Source organism: Mucilaginibacter xinganensis (assembly GCF_002257585.1).
Lineage (GTDB): Bacteria > Bacteroidota > Bacteroidia > Sphingobacteriales > Sphingobacteriaceae > Mucilaginibacter > Mucilaginibacter xinganensis.
Map to the genome: position 1 here is coordinate 3094477 of NZ_CP022743.1, position 14647 is coordinate 3109123.

At 41.8% G+C, this 14647-nt stretch carries 7 protein-coding genes and 1 pseudogene; 7 read left to right on the forward strand and 1 reads right to left on the reverse strand.

The genetic code is table 11. The features are described 5' to 3' along the window. The first annotated feature begins 92 nt into the window (after positions 1–92). The 3 genes and pseudogenes from MuYL_RS13625 (at position 93) to MuYL_RS23875 (ending at position 6638) form a co-directional block, all read left to right on the forward strand. Positions 93–497 carry a hypothetical protein gene (locus MuYL_RS13625; RefSeq protein ID WP_094571101.1) on the forward strand — a complete coding sequence of 135 codons (405 nt, stop codon included), beginning with the start codon at positions 93–95 and terminating at the stop codon, positions 495–497. Positions 498–599: 102 nt separating this feature from the next. Then, complete coding sequence (locus MuYL_RS13630) at positions 600–6206, forward strand: alpha-2-macroglobulin family protein (protein ID WP_094571102.1); 5607 nt, start codon at positions 600–602, stop codon at positions 6204–6206. Positions 6207–6290: 84 nt separating this feature from the next. After that, a pseudogene (locus MuYL_RS23875) lies at positions 6291–6638 on the forward strand (four helix bundle protein). 52 nt (positions 6639–6690) lie between these two features. Here the strand turns inward: MuYL_RS23875 and MuYL_RS13640 are convergent. After that, complete coding sequence (locus MuYL_RS13640) at positions 6691–7413, reverse strand: glycosyltransferase family 2 protein (protein ID WP_094571103.1); 723 nt, start codon at positions 7411–7413, stop codon at positions 6691–6693. Positions 7414–7421: 8 nt separating this feature from the next. Between MuYL_RS13640 and pbpC the strand changes: the two genes are divergently transcribed. The 4 genes from pbpC (at position 7422) to rnr (ending at position 14626) form a co-directional block, all read left to right on the forward strand. After that, complete coding sequence (pbpC, locus tag MuYL_RS13645) at positions 7422–9815, forward strand: penicillin-binding protein 1C (RefSeq protein WP_094571104.1); 2394 nt, start codon at positions 7422–7424, stop codon at positions 9813–9815. A 124-nt stretch (positions 9816–9939) separates the two neighbouring features. Further along, complete coding sequence (locus MuYL_RS13650; RefSeq protein WP_094571105.1) at positions 9940–10644, forward strand: 3'-5' exonuclease; 705 nt, start codon at positions 9940–9942, stop codon at positions 10642–10644. Further along, the gene (locus MuYL_RS13655; protein WP_094571106.1) at positions 10644–12347 is read left to right on the forward strand and encodes an ABC transporter ATP-binding protein; all 1704 of its coding nucleotides are present in this window, start codon (positions 10644–10646) and stop codon (positions 12345–12347) included. Before MuYL_RS13650 ends, MuYL_RS13655 begins: the two co-directional genes overlap by 1 nt. Before the next feature lie 143 nt (positions 12348–12490). Beyond that, positions 12491–14626: a ribonuclease R gene (rnr, locus tag MuYL_RS13660; RefSeq protein ID WP_094571107.1), complete on the forward strand. Its 2136-nt coding sequence runs from the start codon at positions 12491–12493 to the stop codon at positions 14624–14626. The last annotated feature ends 21 nt before the right edge of the window (positions 14627–14647 follow it).

Here is a 14647-nt window from a genome sequence, read left to right on the forward strand (position 1 = left end):
TTGATTAGGCTGATTGAGTGGACGGTTGATTAAGTAGTTTCTCCCTAACTCAATCAACTTAATTAAACCCAATCAACTTAATCAAGCAAAAGATGATAAAAGACCTGCCCAAAAATATTGTAAAGGATATTGCCATCGCGGTGGCGCTTGAAAAAGAAAGCGTTGAGAGCAAGATCTGGTACGTTTATTTAATTAATCTTAAGAACGTACCTATAGAGAACATCCTAATCACTTCGAAGGGTTATGGTGAAAAAGATGGTGTGCAGGTAAAAACATCTACCCTTCGTCACATGATTCCTATAGTTGACGGCAACTCCTATAAACTTATTGAGCCTATTGACGAGCAGACTTTTGGCTTAAACAATGAATACTGGTTAAGCTATTACATCGGTAAAGACATCTACGACAAAAAATATATTTTTTTACCCGAAAGTATTGTTGAAATGAATTTTACAAAGCTCCCTGTGATAAATAAGGTTGGCGTGATGATACTTTAAATATTTTTGTAAAACACGCTAAAATCCCGATCAGTATTCCGAAATAAAAATTATTTATTGTCATTAATTTCATAATTTACGTGATAATAAATAAACCTGTCCATGGATACTTTCTATAGCCTTTTCCGTACCCGAAAAGGATTAATCAGCCTCGGTATTTTTCTAGCACTGGCAATTTCGGTCGTCTTTATTATTTTCCGTCACCGCCAAAAACCGGCTGTTGACCCTGAATTCAGTAAATACATTGAATCATATACTACCGGCATAATATCTAAAGGCAGCACCATCAAAATCAGGCTGGCCAGCGAGGTTCAGGTAAGCCATGAGCAAAATGCACCTTTAAGCGATAATATTTTCAGCTTCTCTCCTTCTATTAAAGGTAAAGCATACTGGATAGATGCCCGCACCGTTGAGTTCAGGCCCGAAGGGAAACTCGATCCGGATAAAAACTACACCGGCGATTTTAAACTAAAAAAGATCGTTGACGTTGACGGAAGGTTTTCAGATTTTAAGTTCAGCTTCCAAACTACAAAACCAGACTACACGGTTACATTTACCGGCTTACAGACCGCTACGAATACCGCTATTGATAAAATGAAGCTTGGCGGCGTTATTCAAACTGCTGATAATGAAGATCCTGCTGATATAGAAAAAATCATCAGCGCAAATTTTGTAAATCCTGTCAGTGTAGTATGGCAGCATAACCCTGTCACTAAAACGCACCACTTTACCATCAACCAGTTAAATAGGGGAAATGGCATTACAAATAAACTTACCATAAACTGGGACGGCGAGGCATTGCACGTTGATAAAAAAGGCAGTCAATCTTTTGACATCCCAGCTATTGGCGATTTCAGGGTGCTAAATATTAGTGCAGTGCAGGATAATGACCAATATATACTGGTTCAGTTTTCTGATAATATAATGGTTGGCCAGGAACTAAATGGCCTTGTGGGAATGAGTAATGTAACAGACGCGGCATACACCATTGAAGGCAGCATGGTAAAAGTTTATGCACCGGAGCGCTTACAGGGAAACTATAGCGTATTTGTAAACGAAGGCGTTGAAAATATATCGCACAAAAAGATCACAAAGGCCTATACTGCCAACGTGTTTTTTGAAAACAGGCTACCTGCTGTAACCATCCCTGGCAAGGGAGTGATCCTGCCTGATTCGGGTAAACTGATGATGCCTTTTGAAGCTACCAACCTGAATGCGGTTGATGTGAGTATTGTAAAGATTTATGAAAATAATGTGCCTCAATATTTCCAGAACAACGGATTTGACGGCGGCGAAGAGTTACGGCATGTTGGAAAGCCGGTTGTTCAAAAAACTATCAGGCTTGATGAGGATAAAAGCCTTAATCTGAGCAAGAAGAACCGCTTTATGCTCGATATCGACCAGCTTTTGCGTACAGAACCCGGAGCAATTTATAGGGTAATTATAGGTTTCAGAAAAGATTATTCCATATATAATTGTAAAGCCGGCTCTCCTGTATTAAAAAATGAGGGCGATGATGAAGGCTACGGTTATGAGGGTAACGGAAGCTTTGGTACTAATTCAGGTTCGATAAGCGATGAGGATGATGATTTTTGGTCGAGGTATGATAATTTTTACCCGGATGGCTACAACTGGCAGGAACGTAATGATCCCTGCACCAATTCATACTTCAGCAAAGATCGCTGGGCGGTTAGAAATATTATCGCATCAAATATCGGCTTGATAGCGAAACGAGGCAGCGATAATGGTATGCTTGTAGCGGTAACCAATATCTTAACTACTAAACCAATGAGCGGTGTTGAGCTGGAACTGCTCGATTACCAAAAACAGGTAATATTGAAAACAACATCAGACGGTGATGGCCTTGCCAAATTCGATATGAAGCGCAAGCCTTACTTGCTTGTTGCTAAAAATGGAAAAGAACGGGGCTATTTAAAGCTGGACGATGGCAGTTCACTTCCACTTTCCCGCTTTAATGTGGGTGGCGAGCAGATTCAAAGTGGCTTAAAAGGATTTATATATGGTGAACGCGGCGTTTGGCGACCCGGCGATTCGATATTTATGTCATTCATACTGGAAGATAAACTGAAAACGTTACCGGCAGATCTTCCTGTTCAGTTTGAATTGTATGATGTGAATGGTAAATTGTACCGGCGGCTCACCCAAACAAAATCGCTGGATGGATTCTATAGTTTTCATACCGCCACTGAAGCCTCATCACCAACGGGTAACTGGTCTGCTAAAGTAAAAGTTGGCGGCGCAGTATTTGAAAAAAACGTAAAAGTTGAAACCATAATGCCTAACCGGTTAAAGATCGGTTTAACGTTTGGCAGTGCAAAAGAACTAACAAAAGGCGGTGATGTAACCGGAAACCTGACTGCACAATGGCTGTTTGGCGGAACGGCACAAAGTTTAAAAGCGAAGGTTGACGCTTTTTTATCACCAAAATCAACAGCATTTAAAGGATATGAAGATTATGTTTTTGATGACCCTACCCTTGCCTTCACTACCCAAACCCAAACAATATTTGATGGCAGGCTTGATGAAACCGGTAAAGCGTCAGTAAACACCAATATCAACATTGAAAAACAGGCACCGGGGCAGTTAACTGCCAACTTTTTGGTTAAAGTATTTGAACCGGGCGGGAATTTTAGCATTCAGTCACTGAGTATGCCATACAATGTTTACCCTGGGTATGTGGGGATTAAAACAGAAAAAGGCAGTGATCTTTCAGGAATGCTGGTGACCGACAAAGACCATGATATTGACATTGCCGATGTTGATGTAAATGGCAAACCATTTGAAGGTACCCGCAATGTTGAGCTGGAGCTATATAAGATCCAATGGCGCTGGTGGTGGGATGAAACAGGCAACTCACTAAGTAATTTCACACAGGATAAGTATAACAAACTCATTAAAACGGCAGCAGTAAAGGTGGTTAACGGGCACGGCAAATGGAACCTGCGCATTAACCAGGCCGATTGGGGTCGTTACCTGATCAGGGTTAAAGATCCGGAAACAGGTCACTCAACAGGGAAGATCTTATATGTTGATTGGTCAAACTGGTCAGAACGGTTACAGCAAACCAATCCAACTGAAGCAGCTATGCTGTCTTTTACATCTGACAAAAACAGCTATAAAGTTGGTGAGGATGCCACCCTGACAATCCCAACGATGAGTGATGGCCGCGCTTTGGTAAGCTTTGAAACCGGTAGTAAAGTGCTAAAAACCGCCTGGATAGATACAAAAAAAGGACAAACCCGCTATACTTTCAAAATTGATAAAACTATGGCTCCTAATATTTTTGTGAACGTTACCCTGCTGCAGCGCCATTCGCAAACGGTGAACGATCTGCCAATCCGGATGTATGGCGCTATTCCGCTTTCTGTTGATAATCCCGAAACCATTTTGAAACCTGTTATCAGCATGGCAGATAAGATCAGACCTGAAACGAAATCGTCAATTACTGTTTCAGAAGCATCAGGCAAAGAAATGACCTACACGGTGGCCATAGTTGACGAAGGATTGCTTGATATTACTAACTATAAAACCCCTGATCCACATGAAACTTTCTATGCACGCGAGGCCCTTGGTGTAAAAACATGGGATTTATTCGATTATATAATCGGCGCTTTCGGTGGTGGACTGGAGCGGATCTTAAGTATTGGCGGTGACGGAAGCGGGGGTGCCAACCACAATGTGTCAGTAAACCGTTTTAAACCTGTTGTAAAATTTTTAGGGCCATTTCATTTAGATGCAGGAGATAAGCAAACGCATACATTTACTTTACCCCAGTATATTGGATCTGTAAAGGCAATGGTTATTGCCGGGCATAATGGCAGTTATGGCCATGCGGAGAAAGTGGTGGCTGTTAAAAAGCCTTTGATGATCCTTGCTACCCTGCCGAGGGTTTTAGGCCCGTCAGAGAAAATTCAATTGCCGGTTACCGTTTTTGCAATGGAGAACAATATTAAAACGGTAAATGTTCAGGTACAATCAAATGCCTTTAGCAATCTTGGCGGCAATAATCAAAAGTCCATCACGTTTGCAAAACCGGGTGATCAGTTGGTAACCTTTGATTTAAGTGTCAAAGATTTCGTTGGCGTAGGCAAGGTACGGATCATTGCCAAAAGTGGAGGTGAAACTGCTGTTTATGATGTTGAACTTAATATTCGTAACCCTAACCCACCCGTTACTAGAATCCAGGAAAAGGAGCTTAAGCCCGGCGAAAGCTGGAATGCTCCTTACACGGCTATTGGCATTAATGGTACCAATAAGGCAACTTTGGAAACTGCATCTATCCCGCCTTTAAATCTGACCAAACGACTGGGTTATTTAATAGAATACCCGTATGGCTGCGTTGAACAAACAACTTCATCAGCATTCCCGCAATTGTATCTTGACCAACTGCTTGATTTAACAGCCAGGCAAAAAGCAGAAAGCGAACGAAATATTAAAGCAACCATAAACAGGTTAAACGGGTTCCAGGTAAGTAATGGGGGCTTAAGTTATTGGCCCGGAGTTGGCGAGGCCGATGACTGGGGAACCAATTATGCTGGGCATTTTATGCTGGCGGCGCAGGCAAAAGGGTATAGCCTGCCGCTCGGGTTTATAGACCAATGGAAAAAATATCAAAAACAAAAGGCCTTGACCTGGGCACCTGATTCGAGAAGCTTTTATGGCGCAGATTTGGTGCAGGCCTACCGTTTATACCTGTTAGCGCTCGCCCGCTCACCAGAACTTGGCGCGATGAACAGGCTTAGAGAATTTAAATATTTGAGCATTGAAGCAAAATGGCGGTTGGCGGCAGCTTATAAACTGGCTGGCCAGCCGGAGATAGGTTTGCAAATGATTGTTGGCTTACCGCTAGTAATTAAACCATACAACAGCATGTACGGTACTTATGGCTCCGATTTGCGCGACGAAGCCATGATATTGGAAACCCTAACCCTGCTTGGGCAACAGCAAAAAGCTGCCGGCTTATTACGGACAGTTGCGAACAAATTATCACAGGACGATTGGTACAGCACACAAACCACAGCTTATTCCCTTATTGCTATTGCTCAGTATTGCGGTGAACATAAATCATCGGCAAAGCTGTCCTTTAGTTACCAGGCCGGTAATTTAAAATCCAACGTTAGTTCGCAATCTTACCTATGGCAGTTGCCTATTGATGCCAAGGGCGGTAACGTTTCATTGAAAAACACGGGAACTAATAAATTGTACATCAGGCTTATCCAACAGGGACAACCATCATCTGGCGAAGATGTGCAAACACGCATCAACCCTGATGTTTTACAAATGCGGATTGCCTACACCACCCTTGGCGGTAAACAATTAGACCCGGCCAGCCTGAAACAGGGAACAGACTTTGTAGCACAGGTAATCATTAAGAACACCGGTAAACGCGGCCGTTACGATAACCTGGCGCTTACACAAATCTTTCCATCTGGCTGGGAGATACTGAATACCCGCATGATGAACGGCGCCGAAGCATTCCCATCCTCGCCATCAGATTACAGGGATATAAGGGACGACCGGGTGAATACTTATTTTAGTTTACCGGAAGGCAAAGAAGTAACTTATTATGTTATGTTAAATGCGGCCTATGCTGGCAAATATTATCTGCCAGCGACTTACTGCGAAGCAATGTACAATAATGCAATTACAGCTTTAATAAAAGGGCAATGGGTGGAGGTGATTAGGTAAGTTGATTGAGTTAGATTAAGTTGATTAGGTTAAAAATTAAAAGAAAGTTATTTAGAGAATGGCTTCATTTACAGAATTGGAAACATGGAAACAAGCAAGAAAGATAAGAAATATAGTTTCTGCTTTGGTGAAAAAGTTCCCATCCGAGGAAAAGTTCAGGCTCACTATCAGATAACTAGATGTTCAAGGTCAATAGGAAACAATATCGCAGAAGGCCACGGGCGCTTTCATCACTAGGATAATATCCGATTTTGCATTATAGCAAGAGGTTCATTATCTGAAACACTTGATCATATGATAGTTGCATTTGATGAGGAATTAATAACTGAAGAATTTCTAAATTCATTTCAGGAAGAATATGACCAATGCTTAAAACTATTAAATGGGTATATCCAATTTATTAAAAGGAAAAAGAATAATGAGTTGGATTGATTTTTTAAGCTTTAACTAAATCAACTTAATCTAACTCAATCAACTTAATCAACTACATCTTAAACAACCCGTACTTAAGAATACAATAAATCGCCCTAACTCCGTCCTTCCACCCTATTTTTTTTCCATCTTCATAAGTACGGCCATAATAAGAGATTCCAACTTCGTAGATCCGGATTTTTGGTACGCGTGCAATTTTCTGTGTAACCTCTGGTTCAAAGCCAAACCGTTGTTCGGTTAGCTTGATGGATTGGATCAGCGTGGTATCAAATAACTTGTAACAGGTTTCCATATCAGTAAGGTTCAGGTTACTGAACATGTTTGATGCGAAAGTAAGCCAGCGGTTGCCTATCGTATGCCAAAAAAATAATATCCTGTGCGGGTTGCTCCCCATAAACCTTGAGCCATAAACCACGTCTGCAAAGCCGGAACAAACTGGTTTCAGCAGGTCATTGTATTCCTCCGGGTCATATTCCAAATCGGCGTCCTGGATAATAAGGTATTCGCCTGTTGCTTTTGAGATGCCGGTATGAAGCGCAGCTCCTTTACCTTTATTATGTTCGTGCTTAAAATAACTTATTGGTAGATCAGGATTGTTTTGCTGATAGGTTTGAACAGCCTGTTCTGTATGATCGGTCGAGAAATCATTTACAATGATCACTTCCTTTCGGATATTATCAATCAGCTTAACTGCCTTAATCTTATCTAAAATTAAATGGATCGTATTACCTTCGTTGTAAGCAGGGATTATAATTGATAATTTCTCTATCTTCATTCCAATAAATGCGACTGGGTTCAAACCGAATATCTTTTTTAATTAAAAAACCAAAAGTAATAATAATACTTTCGTTTTTGTCGGCCTTGTTCCTGCTGTTTTGGCTTTGTTTACCCAGCCCATTATTCAATAGCCCAACCTCTTACGTTATTGACGACACGGATGGGCAATTGCTCGGTGCCTCGATAGCAACTGATGGACAATGGAGGTTTCCACCCAATGCCGACGTCCCGGAAAAATTCAGGCAATGCATTATAACTTTTGAAGATAAGCGCTTTATGCACCACCCTGGCTTTGATCTGCTCGCGTTAGGTAGGGCTTTCCGGCAAAATTTTCAATCAAACAAAGTAACCAGCGGCGGCAGCACCATAACTATGCAGGTAATTCGCCTTGCAACCAAACATAAACGCAATATCTGGAATAAGGTGATTGAAATATTTATGGCTATGAGGCTTGAAGCTGGCTTTACCAAAAACGAGATACTTTCATTTTATGCAAGCAACGCCCCTTTCGGCAGTAATGTTATTGGCCTCGACGCTGCTTCCTGGCGCTATTTTGGCCGGAGTCCGGATAAACTCTCCTGGGGTGAAATGGCCGCGATGGCTGTATTGCCTAATTCGCCATCGCTTGTACACCCGGGTAAAAATCGTGCTACCTTGCTAAAAAAAAGAAATTTGCTTTTAGACAGGCTTTATCGAAACGGCATAATAGATTCAACCACAGCCGCATTAGCGAAGTTTGAACCCGTACCGGACAGGCCCATGCCGCTGCCTCAACTTGCCCCTCACCTGCTGCAGCGCTTTAAAACAGATCACCAAATAAATACAAATGGCGATACCCGGATAAAAACAAGTATCCGTGCTGCGTTACAACAACAGGTTAATGATATTTTGGAGCGGCATCACCAGGTATTGAAGGCTAATGATGTAAATAACATTGCGGCTATCGTGCTGGATGTAGAAACAGGTGCCACGTTGGCTTACGCAGGTAACATCGCGCACAAGGAAGATCCCGAAATGGAAAGCGACGTGGATGTTATCAACGCGCCACGCAGCCCGGGCAGCACATTAAAACCAGTATTATATGCCTCTATGCTTCATGATGGCTTGTTATTGCCAAACAGCCTTATGCCGGACATCCCAACCCAGATCGCGGGATACCATCCCGAAAACTTTGATTTGGGTTATGATGGCGCCGTTCCGGCCTCAAAGGCATTATCACGTTCATTAAATGTGCCCGCGGTAAAGATGCTACAGCAATTTAAATATGAGCGTTTTTATGACGTTTTGCAAAAGATGGGTGTAACCACGTTGAAAAGACCTGCTGATCATTATGGACTCTCGTTAATTTTAGGCGGTGGAGAAAATACGCTTTGGGAATTGACCGGGATTTATGCTGATATGGCACGTGTTTTAAATCATTACCAAAAATATAATGGTAAGTACAACCCTGCCGATTACCATAACCCGGTTTATAAAATAAACACCGAAACAAAACAACCAGACCTGGAAAAATCAGGGTTATTGGATGCAGGATCAATTTTTTATACCCTGCAGGCTATGGAAGAAGTGATGCGCCCCGGTGAAGAGATGTTATGGCAGCAATTCAGTTCAAGCCAGCGTATAGCCTGGAAAACCGGAACGAGTTTCGGTTTCAGGGATGGCTGGGCTATAGGGATAACCCCAAAATATGTTGTTGGTGTATGGGTTGGAAACACGGATGGCGAAGGCAGACCCAATTTAACGGGGATCAGTACTGCGGCTCCTGCCCTTTTTGAGATCTTCAGGTTATTGCCTGTTACACGCGATTGGTTTGAGATGCCGGTCGGCGAGATGGTAAAAATAAAAGTATGCCATCAAAGTGGCTATCGCGCGGGCGAATATTGCGATGATCAGGATGAAATGTGGGTACCGAAAAGCGGTTTAAAGGTAGCTGTTTGCCCCTATCATCAATTGGTTCACCTTAGCTGGGATGAGAAATGGCAGGTAACAGGAAATTGTACCCCGCCAAATCAGATCGTTAATAAACACTGGTTTGTACTACCCCCTTCGATGGAATATTATTATAAAACCAAGAATTACCAATATCGGGTTTTACCGCCATTCAGGCCTGATTGCGTGCAGGCTGAAAATTCGGCACCAATGGAAGTTATTTATCCAAAAGATGGCGCTAAAATTTACATTCCGCTTGAAGCAGATGGTAGTCGTGGCAGGGTGATCTTTAATGCTGCGCACCGGCAGAAAGGGGTTAAGATCTTTTGGCACCTGGATAATAAATATGTTGGGGAGACGACAGATTTTCACCAAATGGCCGTAAATCCACCTCCTGGTAAACACGTGCTTACCCTTGTTGACGAAAACGGAAACACGGTTCACATTGAATTTGAAATACTTCAGAAATAGTTGACATTCGCCAATGAGCAGTTTGCAGTAGTTTTTGAATTATCTTTTGACAAAAAACTGCAAACCGCCAACTAAAAACTGCGAACTGATTCCTTATATTGCTCAAAAAAACAAAAACTAATAAATGCTTGAACAATACGACCTTCATAACCTGATGGTTATTGATATTGAAACTGTCCCTCAGTACAAGAGCTTTGATGAGTTACCCGAGCATTTTCAAAAGTTGTGGGATTTAAAAACCGTTCACCAACGCAAAGAAGAAACGGCAGAAGCGTTTTACGAAAGGGCGGGCATTTGGGCCGAATTCGGGAAGATTATTTGTATCTCGGTAGGAATCTTTACTAATGGCCGTAATGTTGGTTTAAGGGTTAAGTCTTTTGCTTCGCATGATGAAAAGGAACTACTGGAAAAATTCTCCGCGCTGCTGGCAGGTCAACCGGCTAGTCTGATCCTTTGTGCACACAATGGAAAGGAGTTTGACTTTCCTTATATCTGCCGCCGGATGCTGGTAAATGGGATTAAGATTCCATCACAATTAGAACTATCAGGCAAAAAACCATGGGAAATCTATCACCTCGATACAATGGAACTATGGAAGTTTGGTGACTATAAAAATTACACCTCATTAAGTTTGCTTACCGCAATTTTCGATATTCCCACTCCTAAAGACGACATCGATGGCAGTATGGTTGGCAAAGTTTACTGGATTGACAATGAATTGGAAAGAATTTGCATCTATTGCCAAAAGGATGTGGTGGCGACTGCCCAATTACTGCGGCGTTACAGGGGCGAAGAATTGATCACCGATGAGTGTATAACCATAGTGTAATGCTAAAGGTAAAAGATCTGAACATCAAATTCAAAACACAAAATGGTCTTTTCGAGGCGGTTAAAGGCATCTCTTTCAATCTAAAGAAAGGAGAAACTATCGGCATTGTTGGCGAATCGGGATCTGGAAAATCGGTAACTTCCCTCGCCCTGATGCGCTTACTGGATAAAAACCAGGCTTTAATAAATGGTCATATTTTATTGAATAACAATAACTTATGTGGCTTACCTGAGAGTGAAATGCGTAAAATAAGAGGTCATCAGATGGCAATGATCTTCCAGGAGCCCATGACCTCGTTAAACCCTGTTTTAACCTGCGGATACCAAATAACCGAAGCCATTCAATTGCACCTCAATACAACAAAAGCCGAAGCAAAGAAAAAAACGATAGCACTGTTTAAAGAAGTGCAACTCCCCCGGCCAGAAGCTATTTTTGACAGTTACCCGCACCAAATATCGGGCGGACAAAAGCAAAGGGTAATGATAGCAATGGCACTGTCCTGCAACCCCGAGATCCTGATTGCGGATGAGCCCACCACTGCCCTTGATGTGACTGTACAAAAAACCATTATAGAATTATTGTTAAAGCTAAAAGCTGAACGCAATATGAGCCTGATCTTTATATCACATGATTTGGGTGTGATCAGCGAAATTGCAGATAGGGTATTGGTGATGTATAAAGGTGAAGTTGTTGAGGAGGCGCCTGTAAAAGAACTATTCTCACATCCGCAACATTCCTACACAAAAGGGTTACTGGCTTGCCGCCCATCCCCTGAGCTCCATTTAAAAAAGCTACCGGTAATTGCCGACTTTTTAGATACGGATACAAAAAAAGCAATTAGTATTGAAGAGATAAGAAAAGGTTATGAATATCCGGCAGGTGAAATTATCGAACGAAAAAACAAATTATACAGCCAGCAACCGTTATTGAAAATTAGCAACCTTAATACGTGGTTTCCCATAAAAAATAGTTTTTTCGGCAGGTCAAAAGAATTTGTAAAGGCGGTTAAACAAGTAAGCTTTGACGTATATCCGGGTGAGACGCTTGGGCTGGTAGGCGAATCAGGTTGTGGAAAAACAACCCTTGGTCGTAGTATTTTACGTTTGATTGAGCCCACCTCAGGTACCATACAATTTGAAAATACTGATTTAGGAAGTTTAAGGAAAGATGCCCTTAGAGAGATTCGAAAAGATCTTCAGATTATTTTCCAGGACCCATATTCCTCACTGAACCCCCGCTTAACTGTTGGCGATTCGTTAATGGAACCGTTGCAGGTGCACCAGTTTTACACCAATGATAGCAAGCGCAAAAAGAAGGTGCTTGAACTACTGGAACGTGTAAATTTGCTGCCTGAGCATTTCAACAGGTATCCTCATGAATTTTCCGGGGGCCAAAGGCAAAGAATCGTAATAGCCAGAGCCCTGGCACTGCAGCCTAAATTTATCATCTGCGACGAATCTGTTTCTGCATTGGATGTTTCCGTACAAGCCCAGGTATTGAATCTCATCCGCGAATTGCAAGCCGAGTTTAACCTTACTTATATTTTCATCTCGCATGATCTTGCCGTTATTAAACATATCTCAGACCGGATGATGGTAATGAACAAAGGAGAAATAGTCGAAATGGGTGACCCGGATGACATTTACTATCGTCCTAAGGAAGAATACACTAAAAGGCTGATTGCATCTATTCCGGGAGTATGATTGGCGGTACAATTGCCGGATGCAACGCGAAAATTGGCGCAAGCTGCCTCAAAAATTTCATGATTGGCGATTTGAAGAAAAATCGCTGATCCGCATTCCGCCTTCTGCAATGAAAACATCGTATCTTTGTATAAATAATACATATGTCTAAAAAGAAAAACAGTTCATCTATAGTAAAAGTACTTACCCAAATGGTACTTGATATATTTGAGCAAAACGGCAATACACCGTTAAATTACAAACAAGTTTCTGCCAAATTAAACGTTCGCGACCCGGATGCCCGGGATATAATTTTTGAGATACTTAGGGACGAAACAAAAACCGGCACCCTAAAAGAAGTAGTTCCAGGCAAGTTTCAATTATTGGAACTTAAAACTTTTATTGAAGGTAAAGTTGACCTCACCAATGACGGTTCAGCTTTTATTGTTACTGATGACGAGTTTGAAAGCGACATTTTTGTTGCTCCCCGTAAATTAAGAAATGCGCTAAACGGCGATAGGGTTAAAGTTTATGTTTACGCAAAAAGCAAAGGTAAGCATAAAGAAGGCGAGGTAATTGAGATCCTGCAGCGTGCAAAAATGGAATTTACCGGGATAGTAAAACTATCTGAGCGTTTTGCCTTTTTTATTCCTGACGACCGTAAAATGATGCATGACATTTTTATCCCGATGAGCGAACTCAACGGCGCTAAAAATGGTATAAAAGCGGTTGCTGAAATTACTGACTGGCCCGCTGAAGCAAAAAACCCGATAGGCCGGATAAAGCACATTCTTGGCACACAAGGCGAAAACGATACGGAAATGAACGCAATTTTAGCGGAATATGGTTTCCCGTTATCATTTCCAAAAGAAGTTGAACACGAGTCTGAAGAGATATCAGATATAATAACAAACGAAGAAATTTCAAAAAGACGCGACTTTAGAAATGTCACTACATTCACTATTGACCCATTTGATGCCAAAGACTTTGATGATGCATTATCATTCAGAATATTGGATAATGGTAATTATGAAGTAGGTGTGCATATCGCCGACGTATCGCATTACATACAGCCCGATTCGGCACTTGACAGGGAAGCACTTGACCGGGCTACATCTGTTTACCTGGTTGACAGGGTAATACCGATGCTACCGGAGCGCTTGTCAAACGGCTTATGCTCATTGAGGCCTAAAGAGGATAAGCTGTGTTTTTCAGCTGTTTTTGAAATGGATGAAGAAGCACATATTATAACCGAATGGTTCGGAAAAACAGTAATCCACTCCGACAGGCGCTTTGCTTATGAAGAAGTACAGGAAGTAATAGAAAATAAGGCTGGTGATTTTGTAAATGAGATCTTAAAATTGAATGCATTGGCTTACAAGCTAAGGGAACGCAAATTTAAAAACGGCGCTATCAGTTTTGAAACTACCGAAGTGAAATTTAAACTTGATGAAGCCGGCAAACCTATCGGTGTTTATGTAAAAGAACGCAAAGATGCGCACAAACTGATTGAAGATTTTATGCTGCTGGCAAACCGCAAGGTTGCCGAGTATGTAAGCAAATTGGGTAAAGGCAAGCATAAATATACTTTTGTTTACCGTGTACACGATACGCCAAAGCCAGATTCGCTTGCTAATTTTGCATTATTCGCTGCAAGGTTTGGATATAAGATCAATACCAAATCAGACAAAGAAACTGCAAAATCCCTTAACTTTTTGATGGAGGACGTAGAGGGCAAGAAAGAGCAGAATGTGCTTACCCAGCTCGCCATCCGCTCAATGGCAAAAGCTATTTATACCACTAAAAGTTCAAGCCATTATGGATTAGCATTTGACCATTACACCCACTTCACCTCTCCTATCCGCCGGTACCCGGATGTGATGGTGCACCGGCTTTTATTTCATTACTTGAACGGTGGACAATCCGCCAATGAAGAGCATTATGAAAAGCTTTGCCAGCACAGTTCGCAAATGGAGAAGAAAGCGGCAGATGCTGAACGTGCATCAGTAAAATATAAACAGGCTGAATATTTACGCGACCAGGTTGGCAACGTATTTAGCGGCGTTATATCTGGTGTTACTGAATGGGGCATGTATGTAGAAATCATAGAAAATAAATGCGAGGGTATGATCCGTCTGCGAGATATTTCGGATGACTTTTATACTTTAGACGAAAAAAACTATGCCATTATCGGTCAGCGTAAAAAGAAAGTTTACCAGCTGGGTGATGAGGTTAAAATTAGGGTAAAAAATGTTGATCTCACTAAAAAACAGATCGACTTTACACTGGTACAGGAGTAGTTAGGGGGTGAGTAAGTTAGA

Coding starts and splice junctions, on each gene's coding strand:
- MuYL_RS13625 (WP_094571101.1), top strand. CDS start 93: ATGATAAAAGACCTGCCCAAAAATATTGTAAAGGATATTGCCATCGCG.
- MuYL_RS13630 (WP_094571102.1), top strand. CDS start 600: ATGGATACTTTCTATAGCCTTTTCCGTACCCGAAAAGGATTAATCAGC.
- rnr (WP_094571107.1), top strand. CDS start 12,491: ATGTCTAAAAAGAAAAACAGTTCATCTATAGTAAAAGTACTTACCCAA.
- MuYL_RS13650 (WP_094571105.1), top strand. CDS start 9,940: ATGCTTGAACAATACGACCTTCATAACCTGATGGTTATTGATATTGAA.
- MuYL_RS13655 (WP_094571106.1), top strand. CDS start 10,644: ATGCTAAAGGTAAAAGATCTGAACATCAAATTCAAAACACAAAATGGT.
- pbpC (WP_094571104.1), top strand. CDS start 7,422: ATGCGACTGGGTTCAAACCGAATATCTTTTTTAATTAAAAAACCAAAA.
- MuYL_RS13640 (WP_094571103.1), bottom strand. CDS start 7,413: ATGAAGATAGAGAAATTATCAATTATAATCCCTGCTTACAACGAAGGT.